The following is a 19,807-nucleotide window of genomic DNA, read 5'->3' as shown; positions in this document are numbered from 1 at the left end:
ATATCGGCGATCCCCTGTGGGAGCCGGGCTTGGTCTGGGCGGCATTCCGACGATAAACGATAACGCGGTGTGACTTCTAGATGCGTCTCATGTATCGCGGGCAAGCCCAGCTCCCACAGATATCGGCGATCCCCTGTGGGAGCTGAGCTTGCTCGCGATAAACGATAACGCGTTGTGACTGGTAGCTACTTCTCATGTATCACGGGCGAGCCTCGCTCCAACAGGCATGGGTATCACCCATAAAAAAGCCCCACATCTCGCGATGCAGGGCTTTCTCATTACAGACGGACTAAACCATCAAACGGTAATAGCCTGGCCGCTCATGGCCAGATCCAGCAGCTCACGGTTGGCTACTGCATACATCGCGTAATCCGTGCCGCTTGCTGCGCGGATGTCTACCAGCATGGCGCGCCAGCGGTCGACCATAGCGCTGTGCTGTTCAAGCCACAGGTTCAGGCGCTCCTCGATGTCAGCAGGACCATCGGCCATCTGCAGAACCGAGATGGTGATCGCCCGTTGCTGCCAGTCGATGTCATCACGGAACGCTTCGCGGGCCAGGGCTTGCCAGTTGTTTTCCACCGGCAGGCTGCTGATCTGTTGCAAGTACCAGGTCACGTCCAGCGCGCTGCCCACTGCGAAGTAAGCCTTGGCCACGTCGGCAGCGTTCTGCCCGGTGACATCAGACGCTTCGATGATCGGCAGCAACGTGTACAAGTGGCTGGTGCCCGCAACCATGCGCGCCAACAACTCCGGCACGCCTGCTTCGACATAGGCTTGATAGCGGGTCTGCCAGACTTCGCGAGTCGGGCCTTCCAGCAGTTCGTCCAGCTTCAGACCCAGTGCAGCGAGGTGCGGACCGAAGTGCGCAACATCACGCGCCGCGTCCAGCTCGTTGCGACGGCTGCGCAGGAACCAGCGCGTCGCGCGGCGGCCGAGGCGCATCAACTCGTCCATCAATGCCAACTGAATCTCGGCAGGCACCTTGTAGTCCAGCGCCTCGATCTGACGGAACCAGTGCGGAAGGTGGAAGATGTCACGCACGATCACGTAAGCGCCCGCCACGTTGGCCGCACTCATGCCGGTGGACTCTTTGAGTCGCTGCACGAAAGTGATGCCCATGTGGTTGACCAGATCGTTGGCGATCTGGGTGCTGACGATTTCGCGCTTGAGACGGTGCTGACGCATGGCGCCGGAATACTTGGCACCCAGCGATGGCGGGAACGCGGTTTCCATGTCGCGAGCCAGATAATCATCATCCGGTACGCGGGATTCCAGTAACGCCTCGTTCAGATCGATCTTGCTGTAGGAGATCAATACCGACAGTTCTGGACGCGTCAGGCCATGACCGGCCGCCACGCGCTCACTGATCTGCTCTTCAGCAGGCAGGAACTCAATGGCGCGATCCAGCTTGCCACGGGCTTCCAGGTCCGCCATCAGGCGCTTGTACTCAGCAATGCGTTCGTAGGCACGACGCGTTGCCAGAGACAGCGCCTGGGTTTGCTTGTAGTTGTTGCCCAACACCAGGTTGCCGACTTCGTCGGTCATGCTTTCCAGCAGCTGATTACGCTGCTTTTCGGTCATGTCGCCGGCCTGCACCACTTCGTTGAGCAGGATCTTGATGTTCACTTCATGGTCGGAGCAGTCGACGCCCGCCGCGTTGTCGATGAAGTCAGTGTTGGAACTGCCACCATTGAGCGCGAACTCGACACGACCCAGTTGAGTCATGCCCAGGTTACCGCCCTCGCCCACCACCTTGCAGCGCAGCTCGTCACCGTTGACCCGGTGCGCGTCGTTGGCCTTGTCACCGACATCGGCGTGGCTTTCTTCGCTGGACTTGACGTAAGTCCCGATGCCGCCGTTCCACAACAGATCAACCGGCGCCTTGAGCAGCGCATTGAGCAGCTCGGTCGGGGTCAGCTTGTCAGCCTTGATGTCGAAGCGTTCTTTCATCTGTGGCGTGATGGCGATGCTTTTCGCACTGCGCGGGAAGATCCCGCCGCCTGCCGACATGATGCTGGTGTCGTAATCGGTCCAGGCCGAACGCGGCAGGTCATACAGACGCTTGCGCTCGATGAAACTGCTGGCTGGATCCGGGTTTGGATCAATGAAGATATGCAGGTGGTTGAACGCCGCCACCAGTTGCAGCTTGTCGGACATCAGCAAGCCGTTGCCGAACACGTCACCGGCCATGTCACCGATACCGATGACGCTGATGCTGTCCTGCTGCACGTTGATGTTGCGCTCACGGAAGTGACGCTGCACACCGACCCACGCACCTTTGGCAGTGATGCCCATTTTCTTGTGGTCATAACCGGCCGAACCACCGGAAGCAAACGCGTCGCCCAGCCAGAAGCCGTAGTCGATGGCGATGCCGTTGGCGATGTCGGAGAAGGTCGCAGTGCCTTTGTCCGCCGCGACCACCAGGTATGGGTCATCGTCGTCATGACGCACGACGTTGGCCGGCGGAACCAGCCCGCCCTCTTTCAGGTTGTCGGTGATATCCAGCAAACCGGAGATGAAGATGCGATAGCAGGCGATACCTTCGGCCTGGATATCATCACGGCTACCACCCAATGGCAGGCGACGCGGCAGGAATCCGCCTTTGGCCCCCACAGGCACGATCACCGAGTTCTTCACGTGCTGGGCTTTCACCAGACCCAGGACTTCAGTACGGAAGTCTTCTTCACGGTCCGACCAGCGCAGGCCACCACGTGCCACATTACCGAAGCGCAGATGCACGCCTTCGACACGCGGCGAGTACACGAAGATTTCAAACTTCGGCACCGGCTTGGGCAGCTCTGGAATCAGGCGCGGGTTGAATTTGAAGCTGAAGTAGCTCTTGTTCTGACCGTTGGCGTCAGGCTGGTAGAAGTTGGTGCGCTGGGTGGCTTTGATCAGGTCCAGATAACGACGCAGGATGCGGTCTTCATTGAGCACCTGAACGTCGTCCAGGGCGGAAAGAATCGCCTGCTCCAGACGCAATTGCTTGTCGTCCAGATCGTCAGTGGTCAGTTTGCGCGCCAGATAGAAGCGGGTTTTGAACAACCGGGTCAGCTCACGGGCAATGTCCGTGTGGTTGTTCAGGGTGCTGGCGATGTAGCCAAGGTCGAAGCCCAGGCGAATCTGTTTCAGGTAACGGGCGTAGGCACGCAGCAACGCCACGTCACGCCACGGCAGACCGGCAGTCAGAACAAGGCGGTTGAACGCATCGTTCTCCGCATCGCCACGCACGATATGGACAAAAGCGTCCTGCAGCGTGTCGTTGAGTTGCTGGATGTCGATTTCCAGACCTTCAGCGGCCGTGAACGCGAAGTCATGAATCCAGAACTCACGGCCATTGGTGTGGCGCAAACGATAAGGAAACTCACCCAGCACACGCAGGCCAAGGTTTTCCAGAATCGGCAATACGTCAGACAGGGCCAGCGGTGTGTCGGCGTGGTACAGCTTGCAATGCAACTGCGCCTTGTCCCCGGACAACGGCTGATAGAAGCTCATCACCAGCGGCTTGGCTTCGCTCAGGTTAAGCAAGTGCTGCATGTCGACCACGGCCGAATGCGCTGCGAAACGCTCGCGATAACCTGCCGGGAAGCCTTTCGGGAAATCCGCCAGCACATTGGTGCCGTGGGCTTCGCCGAAGCTTTCGACCACCAGGCTGGCGTAGTCGTCTTTCCAGGAGCGGCAAGCCTGAATCACTTCGTTTTCCAGCTGCACCGGATCGATGTTCAGCGCGACCTTCGGGTCCACCCGCAGAATCAACTGCACGCGGGCCAGCACCGACTCGGAGAAGAAGGTCCAGAACTCGCAGTCACTGGCCTTGAGGCGTTCCATCAGGACTTGCTGGATCTTCTGCCGCACTTCAGTGGAATAGATGTCGCGTGGCACATAAGCCAGGCAATAGCAGAAGCGACCATAAGGGTCTTTGCGCAGGAACACGCGAATCTTGTTGCGCTCCTGAATCTGCACGATGGACATCACGGTATTGAACAGCTCGTCCACCGGAGTCTGGAACAGATCATCGCGAGGCAGAACTTCGACGACTTGCGCCAGCTCTTTCCCAAGGTGAGCCTTGGGATGGAAGCCGGAGCGGTGCTCGATTTCAGCCACCTTGCGGCGGATGTACGGAATCTCGCGAACGCTTTCGCCATACACCGAGGAGGTGTAGAGGCCCATGAAGCGGCATTCCTTGAGCACCTTGCCCGAGGCGTCGATCTGGCGGATCGACACATAATCAGGATACGCCGGGCGGTGCACACGGCTCGGGTGCGCGGCCTTGGCGAACGACAGCAGCATCGGCTCGTGCAAGTAGCTGACGGCGTAGTCTTCGATGTGCAGATCTTCGTGACTCAGGCCGGCACGCAGACGTTTGGTCAGCCCGAGGAAAGACGATTCGTCGTACACCAACTGACCGCCATCGGCCTCATTGCTGACAACAAACTCCTCGTAACCGAGGAAGGTGAAGTGGTTATCCACCAGCCATTGCAAGAACGCCTTGATTTCGGACTTCTCGCCCTCGTCGACGGCGTACTGCACAGAATCGATGCCCGCCAGCAGCTCATTCAGCTTGGCCTTCATCGGTTCGAAATCTTCTACGGCAACCCGTACTTCGCCGAGCACTTGCTCCAGTTCACGGGCCAGCACGTTCAACTCGCTGGCGTTGGCACAGCGGTCGATCTCCAGGTACATCAGGGATTCTTGCAGCACGTCTTCGCCGCTGGTGCCTTTAGGTAGCAATTCCAGCAGCTCGCCCTTGCTGTCGCGACGCACGCTGAGCACGGTGGTTTGCAAGGTGTGGATGCTGTAACCGCGACGGTTCAGCTCGGTGCGCACCGAGTCCACCAGAAATGGTAGATCGTGGTGCAATACTTCAACGGCGGTGTGCGTGGATTGCCAGCCGTGACGTTCGTAATCGGGGTTGTAAACGCGGACCTGCGGGGTGGCATGTTCAAAACGTTCAAGCAGACGCCAGGCTGACAAGGTGCAGCCCGCCAGGTCGGACAACCGACGCTGGGTGAGTTCGTCGAGGGAAATAATGCCGAAGAATTGCTCAGCGAACAGCGCCACTTGTGGCAGTGCCTGTTCACTGATGTGCTGCGCCAGTGCTGCTTGCAGTTGATGCTGAAAGTCAGACTTGCTGGCTGCGGTGAAGAACGCCATCTGAGGTACTCCGCTTGTGCTTTTTTAGAAGGAAGCTTGAAGGAAGTGTTGCCTGCACATGCTGTGCCTGGATGAAACGGCAGAGGCACAGCATAAGCCAAAGAACTAACGCTTGCCGCGAACGACTCGTCACATTTGCTTTCTGCATCCCTTGCCGGAAAAAACAACACGCAGGGTAGGATTTCTCCCACTACCGTTCATCCGCCCCCCCAGCTTAACGACAGCCGACAGGCAGTTACTTGTCGTGCTGCGACATATTCGGTCATCTGGTTGCAGGAAACTCTTGGGCATTGCTTGCCAATCGCTGGCAAAATTGCTCCTTGTCCGCTTTTAAGCCAGGAACGTTCATGCAAATCAAGACTGCCAGCTTTATCGTCAACCCCTGTGATGACGAGTACGACGACATGGCGCTGCTGTGCTGCCACGGTGAAACCGGCGATCTGTTTTCGCTGACGCGCTTCCCGGACGAGCAGGAAGTCGAGATCACGGTACGCGATGACAAGGTGCTTGCAGTTTCGCAGCTCAAGGTGACGTTCAGTGCCGAGCGTCTGCTGGTTGAGCTTGATCCGGCGGATGGCAAGGCGCTGGATGGGCATCACCTTTATGAGATCAGCCATGGCATGGCGGCGGATGAGTTGAAGGAGGTTGAAGAGACGCTGGTGATTATTCTTGAGGGTGTTGGGGTTTATGTGAGTGAGCTGGCTGGGTCTTGATCGGGCCTGATTAAGACTTGAGTATTAATGCTTCTTCCATTGACTGATTCATGAGTACATATCCGTTACCGCAGCAACGGCTTATATCGGTTGCGCTTTTACAGCGCCTCACTTTTGATGGAGCGCAAAAGTAAGCAAAACGCTCTTGCCCCACCACTCGGCACCTCGCTGTCGCTCGGTGTACCCGCCCACAGATCCTGAACCGTGGGCCGCCGCAACGGGCCATCCATGGCCCAATGCGGCTAACCCGGCGTCCTGCCGGGTTGCCCACGCTTCAGGATCTGCGTTCGGCCAGCGTGGTTTAACGGGGCGCCTCAGATCAAAATCAAAAGCGCGGCGGCCTGACAGCCGACCTGATGTGTGAATTTGCCGGGGTTCTGTAGGAGCTGCCGAAGGCTGCGAAGCGGTGTGTCAGATCAAGAATGCGTTGGTTGTTGGGACGTCTCGCGAACAAGTTCGCTCCTACCCAGACTGTGTGAAAACCTCCCGAGCCAATTAGCTGGCTAAAAAACGCTCAAAAAACCGCGCTCCTGCGTGAGTTTGAGGTCTGTCACCCACACAAACTTTTAAAGATTTCACGTGAGCGCGCGCAGTTTGTTTTTGTCTGAGGGTTTTCACACGATCTGTACCGGGCCGAGGCGATCCTGCCGTATTCGCTTTGCTTTTGACCTGCTTTTGATCTGCTTTTGATTTTAGGCGCCCCGTTGAATCACGCTGGCCGAACGTAGATCTGAAACCGTGGGCAACACGGCAGGACGCCGGGTTAGCCGCACCGGGCCATGGATGGCCCATTGCGGCGGCCCACGGTTTCAGATCTGCGGGCGGGCATCCCGAGCCTAGGCGAGGGACCGAGTGATGGGGCAAGAGCGTTTTGCTTACTTTTGCGCTGTTCAAAAGTGAGGCGCTGTAAAAGCGCAACCAATATCAGCCATGACCGCTATAACGGATATGAACACAACAACAAGAAGCACCAAAAAGCCCCACCCCCCCAATTCTGTAGGAAAAATCCTCAAGCTTTGTAGCGTTATCCTCAAAACCACACAAAAAACCCCAGAGCCGTTAGTCGCCAGCCCCCTCTATGGATTAAAGTATCGCCCCCAGCTTCGGCGTTGATTGACGCCGCTGATTACCTGCCAGGAACAGTCACCGATGGAACATCGTGAAGCGCTGATAGCGCTGCGAACCTTTCTTTCCACGCAGATCCTCGGTCAGGAAAAACTGATCGAACGTCTCCTGATCGCCCTGCTCGCTGACGGCCACATGCTCGTCGAAGGCGCTCCCGGCCTGGCCAAGACCAAAGCGATCAAAGAACTGGCAGAAGGCATCGAAGCACAATTCCACCGCATCCAGTTCACCCCCGACCTGCTGCCTGCAGACATCACCGGCACCGAGATCTATCGTCCGGAAACCGGCAGCTTCGTCTTCCAACAGGGGCCGATCTTCCACAATCTGGTACTGGCAGACGAAATCAATCGCGCGCCCGCCAAGGTTCAGTCGGCACTGCTCGAAGCCATGGCCGAGCGTCAGGTCAGCGTCGGTCGCAGCACCTACGACCTGTCGCCACTGTTCCTGGTCATGGCCACCCAGAACCCCATCGAGCAGGAAGGCACCTATCCGCTGCCTGAAGCCCAGCTCGACCGCTTCCTGATGCACGTCAAGATCGGTTTCCCGGACGCCTCGGTAGAACGCAAGATTCTGGCCCAGGCCCGCGGCGAAGCCCTGAATGGCGAGACCAAGCCAGAACGTCGGGTCAGCCAGCAGGCGATTTTCGCCGCGCGCAAGGAAATCCTCGGCCTGTACATGGCCGATGCGGTAGAGGAATACCTGGTGCAACTGGTTATGGCGACCCGTACCCCGGCCAAATTTGACGCGGAAATGGCCGAGTGGATTTCCTACGGTGCCAGCCCTCGTGGCTCTATCGCTCTGGATCGTTGCGCGCGAGCACATGCCTGGCTGGCCGGGCGTGATTTCGTCAGCCCGGAAGACATCCAGGCAGTCCTGTTCGACGTATTGCGCCACCGGATCATCCTGTCGTTCGAAGCAGAAGCCGCCGGGATCGATCAGGACCGTGTGATCCAGCGCATTCTTGATGTCGTGGCTGTTGCGTGAAGCCATGCAACCCAACCTGATCGATCAGCCGGGTATTCGTGTCAGCCTCACAGAGCTGATCGAGATGCGTCATCGCGTCCGCGAAGTCCAGCTGTTCTCCACCCCGAGCCAGCGCAGCCCGTTGATTGGCCTGCACCACTCCAAGCTGCGCGGCCGGGGTGTGGATTTCGATCAGGTGCGGGTTTATCAGGCAGGCGATGACGTACGTAGCATCGACTGGCGAGTGACGGCCCGAACCCAGGAGCCGCACACCAAGCTGTTTCATGAAGAACGCGAACGACCGATTTTCATTCTGGTCGAGCAAAGCCGCAGGCTGTTTTTCGGCTCGGGCCTGATGTTCAAATCAGTGCTCGCCGCTCAGGCTGCGGCGTTGATCGGCTGGGCGGCGTTGATCCACAACGACCGGGTCGGCGGCCTGGTATTTGGTGACAACGAGCATTACGAAATCAAACCACGGCGCAGTAAACAGAGCCTGTTGCAGTTGCTGAACCGCCTGGTGCGTGTCAACCAGTCGTTGCACACCGAAACCGCTGCAGACCGCGATGCGTTCGGTATTGCTTTGCGTCGCGCGCGGGAAGTGCTGCGGCCGGGCAGTCTGGTGATCGTGCTGTGTGACGAGCGCGCGTTGTCCGATGCAGCCGAGCAGCAACTGAGTCTGCTGTCCCGGCATTGCGATCTGCTGCTGTTGCCGTTGTCCGATCCATTGGATCACGCCCTGCCCGCTTCCGGCCTGTTGCGCTTTGCCGAGCGTGGCGCGCAGTTGGAGATGGACACCCTGAACCCCGAGCTGCGTCAGGCCTACCGCGCTCAGGGCGAGGCGCGTAAAGATCGCTGGGAAATGCTTGCGAAGAAACTGCGCGTCTTGCTGATGCCGCTGAACACTCAGCAGGAAATGGTCGAGCAACTGCGTGAATACCTCAGCGCCCAGCGTCCGGTGACACGCAAATGAACCCGCTGGATCAACTGCAACCGCTGATTGCCCCGCCAGCCGTGGGCTTCTGGCCGCTGGCACCGGGCTGGTGGTTACTGCTGCTGTTGATTCCGCTGGCCGGTTGGGGGCTGTGGCGGATGCGGCATATATTGCCCGTGAAAACCCGGGTTAGCCGCGCCGAACAGCCTCTGGACCCGGTGCGCGTTGCGGCGCTGACCGAGCTGGCCAATATGCCCAAACCCTACGACGGGGCTCCCGCAGGCGCCTGGCTGCAGCAAATCAATGGTCTGCTGAAAAGGCTGTGCCGCAACCATTATCCGTACAGCCAGAGCCACACACTGAATGGCCGCAAATGGCTGGCATTTCTCGACAACCGCTGCCCTGCCGCGGGCTTGACGCGCTGGATGGTATTGGTAGAGGGCGCTTACAAACCCGAATGCAAGCTCGACGACAAAGCCATCAACGGCCTGACGCAATCCGTCGAAACCTGGATTCGCAAACATGTTTGAGTTCGCCTGGCCGTGGATTTTCGTCCTGCTGCCCTTGCCGTGGCTGATGCGCTTGCTGCTGCCGACCGCCGACAGTGGCGAAGCGGCGCTCAAGGTCAGTTTCCTCGCTGATCTCGAAGAGCTGGTCGGACGAAGGGCCAAGGTCGCGCTGCCCGGCTGGCGTCAGCAATTGCCGTTCATTCTGATCTGGCTGTTGCTGCTGGTGGCCGCCGCCCGTCCGCAATGGCTCGGTGAACCATTGCCCCTGCCGTCGAGCGGACGCGATCTGCTGGTGGCGGTGGATGTTTCCGGCTCCATGGATTACCCGGACATGGAGTGGAAGAACGACGACGTCAGCCGTCTGGTGCTGGTTCAGCATCTGCTCGGCGACTTCCTGCAAGGCCGTAAAGGTGATCGCGTCGGGCTGATCCTGTTTGGCAGCCAGGCATTCGTGCAAGCTCCGCTGACGTTCGACCGCCACACCGTCCGCGTCTGGCTGGATGAAGCGCGAATCGGCATCGCCGGTAAAAACACTGCGATTGGCGATGCCATTGGCCTCGCCCTGAAGCGCCTGCGGCTGCGCCCGGCACAAAGTCGCGTTCTGGTGCTGGTCACCGACGGCGCCAACAATGGCGGGCAGATTGATCCGGTGACCGCTGCGCGTCTGGCGGCTGAACAACAGGTGAAGATTTACACCATCGGGATCGGCTCGGACCCGAATAAAGAAGGTTCGCTGAGTATGCTCGGGCTCAACCCCAGCCTGGATCTGGATGAGCCGACCCTCAAGGAAATCGCTCAGTTGACCGGCGGCCAATACTTCCGCGCACGGGATGGCGATCAGCTGGAAAAAATTCGCCAGACCCTCGACGCGCTGGAGCCCGTGGCTCAGCAGCAGACTCAGGCACGCCCGGCCCATGCGCTTTATCAGTGGCCGCTGGCATTGGCGATGCTGTGCAGCGTGTTGCTGGTAGTTCATGAACGCTGGCCAAACAATCCCGTTCATCGGCTGCTCACTCGTCAACGCTTCATCCGCGACGGTCAGCACTGGCGTCAGCGGGTCGGGCAGCAAGTCAAACGTCTGGGGCGCCGCCGATGATTGCGCTCTGGCCGCACTGGTTCCGCCCTTGGTGGTTACTGCTTCTGCCGTTGCTGGGCTGGCTGCTTTGGCAACTCTGGCACCGACAGAAACGTGCCGGGCGCTGGCAAATGATTCTGCCCGCGGCTTTTCATTCCGTGCTGCTCAGCGGCGGCCGCGGTCGCGACAGTAAAAAACCGTGGGTGGTGCTCGGCATTGCCTGGCTGCTGGCCTTGCTCGCACTGCTCGGCCCCGGCTGGCAGCGGGTTGAACAACTGAGCCAGAAGCCGGTTGATCCCCTGGTCGTACTGCTGGAACTGACCCCGGAAATGCTCGCCACCGACGCCCCGCCGACCCGGATGGAACAGGCCCGGCGCAAGCTGCTGGACCTTCTGCAGGCGCGCAGCGACTCGCAGACGGCGATCATCGTCTACGCCGGCAGCGCCCACACACTGGTACCGCTCTCCGACGACCAGATCACGATTCGCAACCTGCTGGATGCGGTCAAACCGTCGATCATGCCGCAGGCCGGGCATCGTGCAGATCTGGCCGTACACAAAGCGCTGGCCTTGCTCAAGCAAGGCGAGCTGGGACGCGGGCGCTTGCTGTTGATCGGGTCGTCATTGAGCGAGCAGGAACGCCAGGGCATCCGACAGGCGCTGGCTGGCCAGTCTCCACCATTGCTGATTCTCGGCGTCGGTACAGCGGAAGGCGCACCGGTCGAGCAGGAAAAAGGCGGTCTGCTCAAAGACGACCAGGGCGCGATCCTGTTGCCGCGTCTGGACAGCGCCAGCCTTACTGACTTCGTCGGGCAGGTCGGCGGCCAGTACCGACAGTTGCGCATGGACGACCAGGACCTGCGCGAACTGGGTTTGCTGGACAGCCCGAAACAGGTGCAAAGCGACGGACAACTGATCCAGCTCGACAGCTGGAGCGACCAGGGTTACTGGTTCCTGCTGCCGTTGTTGCTGTTGGCCGCCTGTGCCGGGCGTCGAGGCTGGTTGCTGTGCCTGCCACTGCTGCTGGTACTGCCACAAAACAGCTACGCTTTCGACTTTGCCGATCTGTGGTTGCGTCCCGACCAGCAGGGCCAGCGATTGCTTGAAGAGCAACGCCCTGCTGAAGCCGCACAACACTTCGAAAATCCACAATGGAAAGGCATCGCGCTCTATCAGGCCGGAGATTACGCCAGCGCCGCCCAGCGTTTTGCCGAGGGCAGCAGCGCCGCCGACCATTACAATCGCGGCAATGCGCTCGCGCACAATGGCGACCTGGAAGCAGCACTGGACGCCTACGAACAGGCACTGGAAAGCCAGCCAGACTTGCAACCTGCGCTGCAAAACAAAGCGCTGGTGGGACAAGCACTGGAACAGAAGAAGGCCGCGGAACCTGATGACGCTGATCAGGCTCAAACCCGCGACGACGATAATGACGGCGAAAACCCGCAGAATCAGGCCGCTGCCAGTCAACGCTCCGAGAACCAGCAAGCAACCGAGTCTGCCGAGGCAAACAGTGCCGATGGTGAACCATCACCCGGAGAGTCGTCTGCGCAGACCAAAGGCAATCCGCAATCCGGCTCCCCCATGGATGACGAGGAAACCACCCGGCCACCGATCCGGCCCGCCGACGGCAACATCAATGGCGAAAGGCGTCAGGCGCTGGAGCAATGGCTGCGGCAGATCCCGGATGATCCCGGCGAGCTGCTACGGCGTAAATTCTGGTACGAACAGCAACAGCGTCAGGAAAAAACCCAATGAGTCGCGCCTACACCCTATTGTTCGGCTTGATGCTCAGCCTCGTTGCGCTGCCGGGTCAGGCTGCGGAACTGGTGGCGAGTGTCGACCGCACGCGACTCAATTCCGGGGAAACAGTGGAGCTGACCCTGGAAACCAGCGACGTCACTCAGTTCGGCAAGCCTGACCTGAGCGCCCTTGAGGGTAGCTTTGACGTCGGTGGCACTCGTCAGATCAACCGACTCAACACGCTGGATGGCGGCAATCAGGCAACCACGCGCTGGATCATCACGCTGCTGCCGAAACAGACCGGCTCGGTGGAGGTGCCTTCCCTGCAACTGGGCGCGCTGAAAAGCCAGCCGATCACCCTGCAAGTCACGCAAAGCGACAACCCGGATCACGCCAGCCAACAGGCTCCGGTGTTCGTCGAAGCGACCCTGGATAAAGACAATGTATATGTCCAGGCCCAGGCCGCATTGACCCTACGCGTCTATCACTCGGTGTCGCTGTTCGATGACAGCAACCTGAGCCCACTGGAAGTGCCTGAAGCGCGAGTCGAAAAACTCGGCGATTCGCGCACCTATGAAAAGCTCATCAACGGCATCCGTCACGGCGTGATCGAGATGCGCTACGCGATCTATCCGCAACAAAGCGGCACGCTGGTGATCCCGCCGCAGACGTTCAGCGCGACTCTGGTTCAGCCCAACAGTGAAGGCCAGTCGAGCAATGAACCCGGCACGCCCTTCGGCCCACAGCCGGGCAAAGTCATGCGTGTCAGTTCTGCAAAGTTGCCTTTGACGGTCAAACCCAAGCCCGCCAATTACCCGGCCAATGCGCCCTGGTTGCCCGCGCGCAGTGTCAACCTCAGCGAAAGCTGGAGCCCGGAACCCGGCAAAAGCCAAGTGGGCGACTCCCTGACCCGTACCATGACCGTCAAAGTCGAAGGCTTGTCCGGCGCGCAACTGCCGCCCTTGCCTGCCACTGAAGTCAGCGCCCTGCGACGTTATCCGGACCAGCCCAAACTGGCCAATGTAACCAGCGATCGCGGCCTGATCGGCACTCGCGAAGAGCGCGAGGCACTGGTGCCCACTCGCCCGGGTGCCATTGATTTACCGAGCGTGGACGTGGTCTGGTGGAACACTCTGGAAGACCATCTGGAACACACCAGTCTGCCCGCCCGCACCTTGCAGATCAGTATCAACCCGAGCCTGGCGGTAGACACACCAGTCAGCAGTGATTTGAACGGCGTTACCGTGATCGGCCCGCCCGTCTGGCCGTGGCAGATGAGCACACTGTTTTTCGCGTTCACTACGCTGATCGGTTTTGTGCTCTGGTGGCGTGCCCGCAGCCAGCCTGCCGTGGCCCGCGCCGTGCAAACAGGACCCAGTCCGCGTACGGTGCTGGATGATCTCAAGCGCGCCTGCCTCGCCAATGACCCGCAAGCGACCCGACAGGCACTGGATGCCTGGGCGCGGCAGCAACCGGAAACCCTGGCCGACATGGCCGCCCGCTTCGTGCCGCTGTCCGACGCACTGGATGGCCTCAATGGCGCGCTGTACAGCGAAACCGGCCAGCTGTGGCTGGGCGAACAACTATGGCGAGCAGTACGCACCCTGCCCGCCGCCGAACACATTCAGGACGCGACCGGCGAGCAAAGCTTGCCGCCGTTGTATCCAAAATAGAAAACCTTGGTCGACTGCGCATGCCCTGTGGTACCGCGCTAACTCGCGGCAAACCCGGTTCAATGTGGGAGCGGTGCTTGCCCGCGATAAGAACACCGCGATCTATTCCTCAGACTGCGTCGCACTTATCGCGGGCAAGCACCGCTCCCACATAAAAATCGCATGCATTCAGTGACTTATAATTCACACAGAAATTGCACAGGTTCAAAAGCGCATTCAACCGGCCAAGCCCCCAATTCAGGATTGAGATTACCCATGCGACTGTTCCACACCTCCGACTGGCACCTCGGCCAGAACCTTCACGGCCAGGAGCGGGACTTCGAACACGCCAGCTTTCTGACCTGGCTGCTGGCCCGACTGAAAGAGCGCCAGCCCGATGTACTGCTGATCGCGGGAGACATCTTCGACACCGTCAACCCGCCGGTCAAATCCCAGGAGCGGCTGTACGACTTCATCGTCAGCGCCCACGAGCAGCAACCGTTACTGACCATCGTGATGATTGCCGGCAACCACGACTCCGGTTCGCGCATCGAACTGCCCGCGCCCTTAATGCGCCGCTTGCGCACCCATGCCTTGGGCCGCGTACTGTGGCTTGATGACGGCACGCTGGATGTCGAACGCCTGTTGCTGCCACTGCCCGACGCCAAAGGTGAAATCGGCGCATGGTGCCTGGCCCTGCCTTTCCTGCGCCCTGCTGAAGTCACCGGCGCGACACTGGGCGACGATTACTTGCGTGGCATTGGCCGCGTACACGAACTGCTGATCGAAGCGGCTAATCTGAAACGCCAGCCGGGTCAGGCGCTGATCGCCATCAGCCACGCCCACATGGCCGGTGGTTCGGTGTCGGAAGACTCCGAGCGCAGCCTGATTATCGGTAACGCCGAAGCTCTGCCCGCCAGCCTGTTCGGCCCGAGCATCACTTACGTCGCCCTCGGCCATTTGCACAAACCGCAGCGGGTCAACGGCGAAGAGCGCATTCGTTATTGCGGCTCGCCCATTCCTTTGTCGTTTTCGGAGATTGGCTATCAACACCAGATTCTCGAAATTGACTGCGACGGCGAGCAACTGCGCAGCGTCGAAACCCTGCTGATTCCCCGCGCCGTCAATCTGCAACGAATCGGCCCGGCACCGCTGGCCGAGCTGCTGTTGCAGCTTAAGGATTTGCCGGACATCGACTTGTTGGCCGACGTTGATCGCCAGCCCTGGCTGGAAGTTCGGGTCCGCCTGGACGAACCGCAGCCGGACCTGCGTAACCAGATCGAAGAAGCCCTGCAAGGCAAAGCCGTGCGCCTGGTACGTATCGGCGCCGAATATGCCGGTAAAGGCAGCGGTGACGGTGGCGACAGCGACGAAGGCCTGATCGAGCTGGATCAGCTCAGCCCCCAGGAACTGTTCAGCCGCGCGTGGCTGGATAACTACGGCAGCGAGGTCGACGAACAAACCCTGAGCGACTTCGCCACCCTGTTGCAGGAAGTCCAGCTGGAGAGCGAGCAACCATGAAAATTCTCGCCATCCGCCTGAAAAACCTCGCCTCCCTCGCGGGTCCGTTCGAACTGGACTTCACCGCAGAGCCGTTGGCCAGCGCCGGTTTGTTTGCCATTACAGGGCCGACTGGCGCGGGCAAAAGCACCTTGCTCGACGCACTGTGTCTGGCGCTGTTCGGGGCCATCCCGCGCCTGAGCAACATCGGCCAGTCACGGGTTCCGGAAATCGACGGCGACATCAGCACCAACGACCCGCGCACCTTGCTACGGCGTGGCACCGGCAGCGGTTATGCCGAGGTGGATTTCGTTGGGATCGACAAACGCCGCTACCGCGCTCGCTGGGAAACCAACCGCGCGCGGGATAACGCCACGAAAAAACTCCAGGCCAGCCGTCAGACCCTGACCGATCTGGACAGCGAACAGATCCTTAGCACGCAGAACAAATCCGAATACAAAACCATGCTTGAAGCCCGCTTGGGCCTGAACTTCGAGCAGTTTACCCGGGCAGTTATGCTCGCTCAGAGCGAATTCAGCGCCTTCCTTAAAGCGGATGACAAAGAGCGCAGCGAACTGCTGGAAAAGCTTACTGATACGGCGATCTACAGCCAGTTGGGCCGCCGGGCTTTCAGCAAGAGCAAAGAGGCAGAAAAGCTCTACGAGGATCTCAAGCTAATGGCGACGGGCATCGCGCCCATGCCGCCGGAGCAGCGCGCAGAACTGGAACAACATTTCAGCGAAGCCCAACAACAGCTCAAGACCCAGCAAGCGCAACAGCGTCAGTTGGAACTCAAGCAGCAGTGGCTCACCGAACTGCTACGCCTGCGAGACGAACACCTGAGCGCCAGTGAACAATTGGCCAGCGCCCAGCAGGACTGGGAAAACCAAAGCAGTCAGCGTCAGTTGCTCGGCCAGCTGGAACGCCTTGCCCCGCAGCGGCACCTGTTCGCCCAGCGCCATCGACTCGACGCCCAGTTGAACCCGCTCAGCGCGCAAATCGCCGAGCACGCGCAACGCCAGAATGACCTGCAAGCGCGCCAAACCGGGCTTGAAGAAAAGCTGCTCGCCGCCACTAGCGCTCTTGAACTGGCCGAACAACAGAAAAAAACCGCCGCGCCGATCATCGGTCAGGCGTTCGAACAGCAAGGCAACCTCACGCACCTGAACAAGGAAGTGCAGGACGCAACGCTCCACGCCGAAGCGGCCGAGCGCACAAAAGCCGACAGCCAGGCGGCGCTGAATCAGTTGCTCGATCAACAGCGCTTGCTGGATGAACGCCTGCAAACCATTGCCGGGCAATTGGAAAAAAGCGCCGTACTCGCACCTCTGAGTAAAGCGTGGACGGCCTATCGGCCGCGCTTGCAGGAAGCCGTCAAGCTTAGCGCGCGGCTGAATAAAGGCCGTGAAGAACTGCCAGAACTGGAAAAGAATTCGACCCGTGCCGAGCAGGAACTGACTGACCGGCGCAACGCCCTGCAAGGGCTGTACAGCGAAGCACAGGTCAAGGCCGAAGCAGTCAATGCCGAGATCCAGCGTCTCGGTCAATTGCTCCACGACAATCGCCAGCAACACAGCGCTATCGACTCCCTGGAGCGCATCTGGCAACGGCATCAGGACATCGAAAAACGTCTGCAGGATGTCGAGTTGCAGCAACAGCAGGCCAATGAGCAGCGCAACAAAAGCATTGCCAGCGGTCTGCAGTTCAAGACCGAACATGAAGCCGCCGAGCAGGCGCTGAAAGTCACTGTCGAGCTGCTGCAACGTCAGCGCCTGGCCCGCAGCGCCAGCGTTGAAGAGCTGCGCGCTCAGTTGATTGATCAGCAGCCTTGCCCCGTGTGTGGCAGCGAAGATCATCCTTATCATCAGTCTGACGCCCTGCTCCAGGCGCTGTCCGGCCATGACGACAGTGAAGAAAACAGTGCGCGATTGAAGGTCAGCCAGCTCAGCGAAAAACTCGCCGAGTTGCGTGCCGAAGTCACCGAACTCAACGCCCGCCTGAAACAGGCCCGGCCGCAACTGGAACAGCTCTCTGAACAGTTGCAAAAGCTCACGCCTGAACTTGAAGCGCATCCGCTTTATGCGCGCTTGCTGGAACAACCCGAACAGCTACGCAGCGACTGGCTGAGCGAGCGGCTGCATGCACTGACTGAAGAAATCGCCACCAGCGAGCAGCGCCAGCGACTGCTGCTCAAAGTGCAGCAGGATGCCGAGCAGTTGCAGCAAAACGTACAAAGTGCCCGCGATGCCAGCCAGCACGCGATGAAAATGCTCGACGATCAACAGCGCAATATTGCGCTGGATAATCAGGCCTTCGAAGCCGCACTGCAAGAATTCGAACCGCTGCTGCCCGCCGAAAGCCTGTCACGCTGGCGGGAAGCGGCCACCGACAGTTTCATGCAACTGGACAACGATATCGCCCAGCGTCTGGAACAACTGGACCGCCAACAGGAAGAACAACAGGAACACGCTGAGCGCGCACGTCGGATCGAACGCGAACAGGACAGCCAGCACAATCTGGAACAGGAGCGTGCGAAACAGCAACAACGCCTCGCCGACCTGCAAGCCCAGCAACTGGCCAGCCAACAACGCCTGGCTGAAATGCTGGGCGACCACACCAGCGCCGAGCAATGGCAGCAGCAACTTGAAACCGCGCAGGAACAGGCACGTCGGGCGCAAGCCGCCGTCAGCGATGAGCTGCAACAGGCACGTAGCGAGTTGATCAAACTGGCCACGGGGCTCGAAAGCGAACAGTCGCGCTTGCAGGCATTGCAGCAAGAGGTGGCCGAGCTGGATCAGCATATCTACGAGTGGCGCAGCGCTCATCCCGAGCTGGATGACGCCGCCCTGGAGGTGCTGCTCGGCTACAGCGACGAAGGTGTCAGCCAGTTGCGTCAACAATTGCAGCAGAGCGAAAAGACCCTGGAGCAAAGTCGCGTCCTGCTTCAGGAACGGGACAAGCAATTGCAACAGCATCAGGCCCATCACAGCGACGTGACCGATGCCGAACAGTTGACCGCTGCCTTGCTGGAGGCGCAAAAGCTGTGCGCCGAACAGGAACAGCAATGCGCTGATCTGCGCGCGCAACTTAGCGAAGACGAGCGCCGCAACAACGCCAGCCGCGAATTGCAGGAGCAGATCGCCAACGCTTATAGCGAATACCAGCGCTGGGCAAGACTGGCGGCGCTGATCGGCTCGGCCGAAGGCGACCGATTCCGCAAGATTGCCCAGGCCTACAACCTTGATTTGCTGGTGCATCATGCCAACGCCCAGCTCAAGCAACTGGTGCGTCGTTACCGCCTCAAGCGCGGCGGCAGCATGCTCGGGTTGCTTGTGATGGACACGGAAATGGGCGACGAACTGCGCTCAGTGCATTCCCTGTCCGGCGGCGAAACCTTCCTGGTTTCATTGGCGCTGGCACTCGGGCTGGCCTCCATGGCATCGAGCACGTTGAAAATCGAATCGTTGTTTATCGACGAAGGCTTCGGCAGCCTCGACCCCGAATCCCTGCAGTTGGCCATGGACGCGCTGGATGGCTTGCAGGCTCAAGGCCGTAAGGTCGGGGTGATCTCCCACGTGCAGGAAATGCACGAAAGGATTCCGGTGCAGATTCAGGTGAAGCGTCAGGGCAATGGCTTGAGTACGGTCGAGGTCAGTAACTGATGAAGGCAGTGCTTTATTCGTTCCGCCGCTGCCCTTACGCCATGCGTGCCCGTGCGGCCCTGCGCTATGCAGGCTGCGCCGTGCAAATCCACGAAGTCAGCCTCAAGGCCAAACCGCCGGAGATGCTTGAGCGATCGCCGAAAGGTACGGTGCCGGTACTGGTGCTTGAAGATCAGGTAATAGACCAGAGCCTGGACATCATGCACTGGGCGCTGGCGCAGAATGATCCGGATGGCTGGCTGTTGATCGACAACGGCGACGGCCGCCGGGACATTCAGGCGTTGATCGAAGAGAACGATCAGGTGTTCAAGCAGCATCTGGATCGCTACAAATACTTCGTGCGCCACCCGGAATATCCGCAGGCGCATTACCGGCAACAGGGCGAGGTGTTCTTGCAGAAACTGGAAGCGCGCTTGAAGGACCGGGATTTTCTGATAAAGGATCGATTGAGTCTGGCAGATACCGCGGTCGCGCCGTTCATACGGCAATTCAGCGCGGTGGATCCGGATTGGTTCGCGACAAGTCCGTATCCGAAGTTGCGTGGCTGGCTGGATCGGTTCATTCAGTCAGCTTTGTTTAAAGCAGTGATGGTGAAGTAAAAACGGATTTCAGGAGCACACCGTCCCTGTGGGAGCGAGGCTTGCCCGCGATAAGGGCACCGCAGATATCAGGACTATCGTATTCAGCCTTATCGCGGGCAAGCCTCGCTTGTATGGTTAGACTTGAAGGGGTGGTGGGACGAACAGTTCGCATCTGACTGCTGCAACAGTACAGACCGTGG

11 protein-coding genes are annotated in these 19,807 nt (G+C 59.7%); 10 read left to right on the top strand and 1 reads right to left on the bottom strand.

All coding sequences use genetic code 11. The features are described from left to right. Nucleotides 1-297 precede the first annotated feature (297 nt). Entirely contained in the window at nucleotides 298-5,154 is a 4,857-nt protein-coding gene (locus tag RX972_RS15015) for an NAD-glutamate dehydrogenase (protein WP_316876553.1), read from the bottom strand. Between the two features lie 347 nt (nucleotides 5,155-5,501). Here RX972_RS15015 and RX972_RS15010 point away from each other — a divergent pair, with 347 nt between their 5' ends. From RX972_RS15010 to RX972_RS14965, 10 genes are all read left to right on the top strand, one after another. After that, nucleotides 5,502-5,867, top strand: coding sequence for a hypothetical protein (locus RX972_RS15010; protein ID WP_122397157.1), 366 nt, complete (start codon nucleotides 5,502-5,504; stop codon nucleotides 5,865-5,867). A 1,149-nt stretch (nucleotides 5,868-7,016) separates the two neighbouring features. Continuing rightward, nucleotides 7,017-7,976, top strand: a complete 960-nt coding sequence (locus RX972_RS15005; RefSeq protein ID WP_027900522.1) for an AAA family ATPase — start codon at nucleotides 7,017-7,019, stop codon at nucleotides 7,974-7,976. 4 nt (nucleotides 7,977-7,980) lie between these two features. After that, nucleotides 7,981-8,925 (top strand): DUF58 domain-containing protein, encoded by a 945-nt coding sequence (locus tag RX972_RS15000; RefSeq protein ID WP_027900523.1) that lies wholly within the window; start codon nucleotides 7,981-7,983, stop codon nucleotides 8,923-8,925. Further along, entirely contained in the window at nucleotides 8,922-9,416 is a 495-nt protein-coding gene (locus tag RX972_RS14995) for a DUF4381 domain-containing protein (protein WP_316876551.1), read from the top strand. The genes RX972_RS15000 and RX972_RS14995 overlap by 4 nt, the downstream gene beginning before the upstream one ends. After that, complete coding sequence (locus tag RX972_RS14990) at nucleotides 9,409-10,491, top strand: VWA domain-containing protein (RefSeq protein WP_316876550.1); 1,083 nt, start codon at nucleotides 9,409-9,411, stop codon at nucleotides 10,489-10,491. The genes RX972_RS14995 and RX972_RS14990 overlap by 8 nt, the downstream gene beginning before the upstream one ends. Next, on the top strand, nucleotides 10,488-12,227 hold the full coding sequence (locus tag RX972_RS14985) for a VWA domain-containing protein (protein ID WP_316876548.1): 1,740 nt from the start codon (nucleotides 10,488-10,490) through the stop codon (nucleotides 12,225-12,227). The genes RX972_RS14990 and RX972_RS14985 overlap by 4 nt, the downstream gene beginning before the upstream one ends. Beyond that, nucleotides 12,224-13,885 (top strand): BatD family protein, encoded by a 1,662-nt coding sequence (locus tag RX972_RS14980; protein ID WP_316876546.1) that lies wholly within the window; start codon nucleotides 12,224-12,226, stop codon nucleotides 13,883-13,885. The genes RX972_RS14985 and RX972_RS14980 overlap by 4 nt, the downstream gene beginning before the upstream one ends. Nucleotides 13,886-14,140: 255 nt before the next feature. Continuing rightward, nucleotides 14,141-15,385 (top strand): exonuclease SbcCD subunit D C-terminal domain-containing protein, encoded by a 1,245-nt coding sequence (locus tag RX972_RS14975; protein ID WP_122807776.1) that lies wholly within the window; start codon nucleotides 14,141-14,143, stop codon nucleotides 15,383-15,385. Further along, a complete protein-coding gene (locus tag RX972_RS14970; RefSeq protein WP_316876542.1) occupies nucleotides 15,382-19,026 on the top strand; it encodes an AAA family ATPase in 3,645 nt (1,214 codons plus the stop codon). Before RX972_RS14975 ends, RX972_RS14970 begins: the two co-directional genes overlap by 4 nt. Next, nucleotides 19,023-19,625, top strand: coding sequence for a glutathione S-transferase (locus RX972_RS14965; protein WP_316876664.1), 603 nt, complete (start codon nucleotides 19,023-19,025; stop codon nucleotides 19,623-19,625). The genes RX972_RS14970 and RX972_RS14965 overlap by 4 nt, the downstream gene beginning before the upstream one ends. Nucleotides 19,626-19,807: the final 182 nt, after the last annotated feature.

Source organism: Pseudomonas syringae group sp. J309-1 (genome assembly GCF_032582135.1).
Classification (GTDB): domain Bacteria; phylum Pseudomonadota; class Gammaproteobacteria; order Pseudomonadales; family Pseudomonadaceae; genus Aquipseudomonas; species Aquipseudomonas quasicaspiana.
Note: the sequence above shows the minus strand (reverse complement) of the source record. Positions and strands in the feature narration are given on the sequence as shown.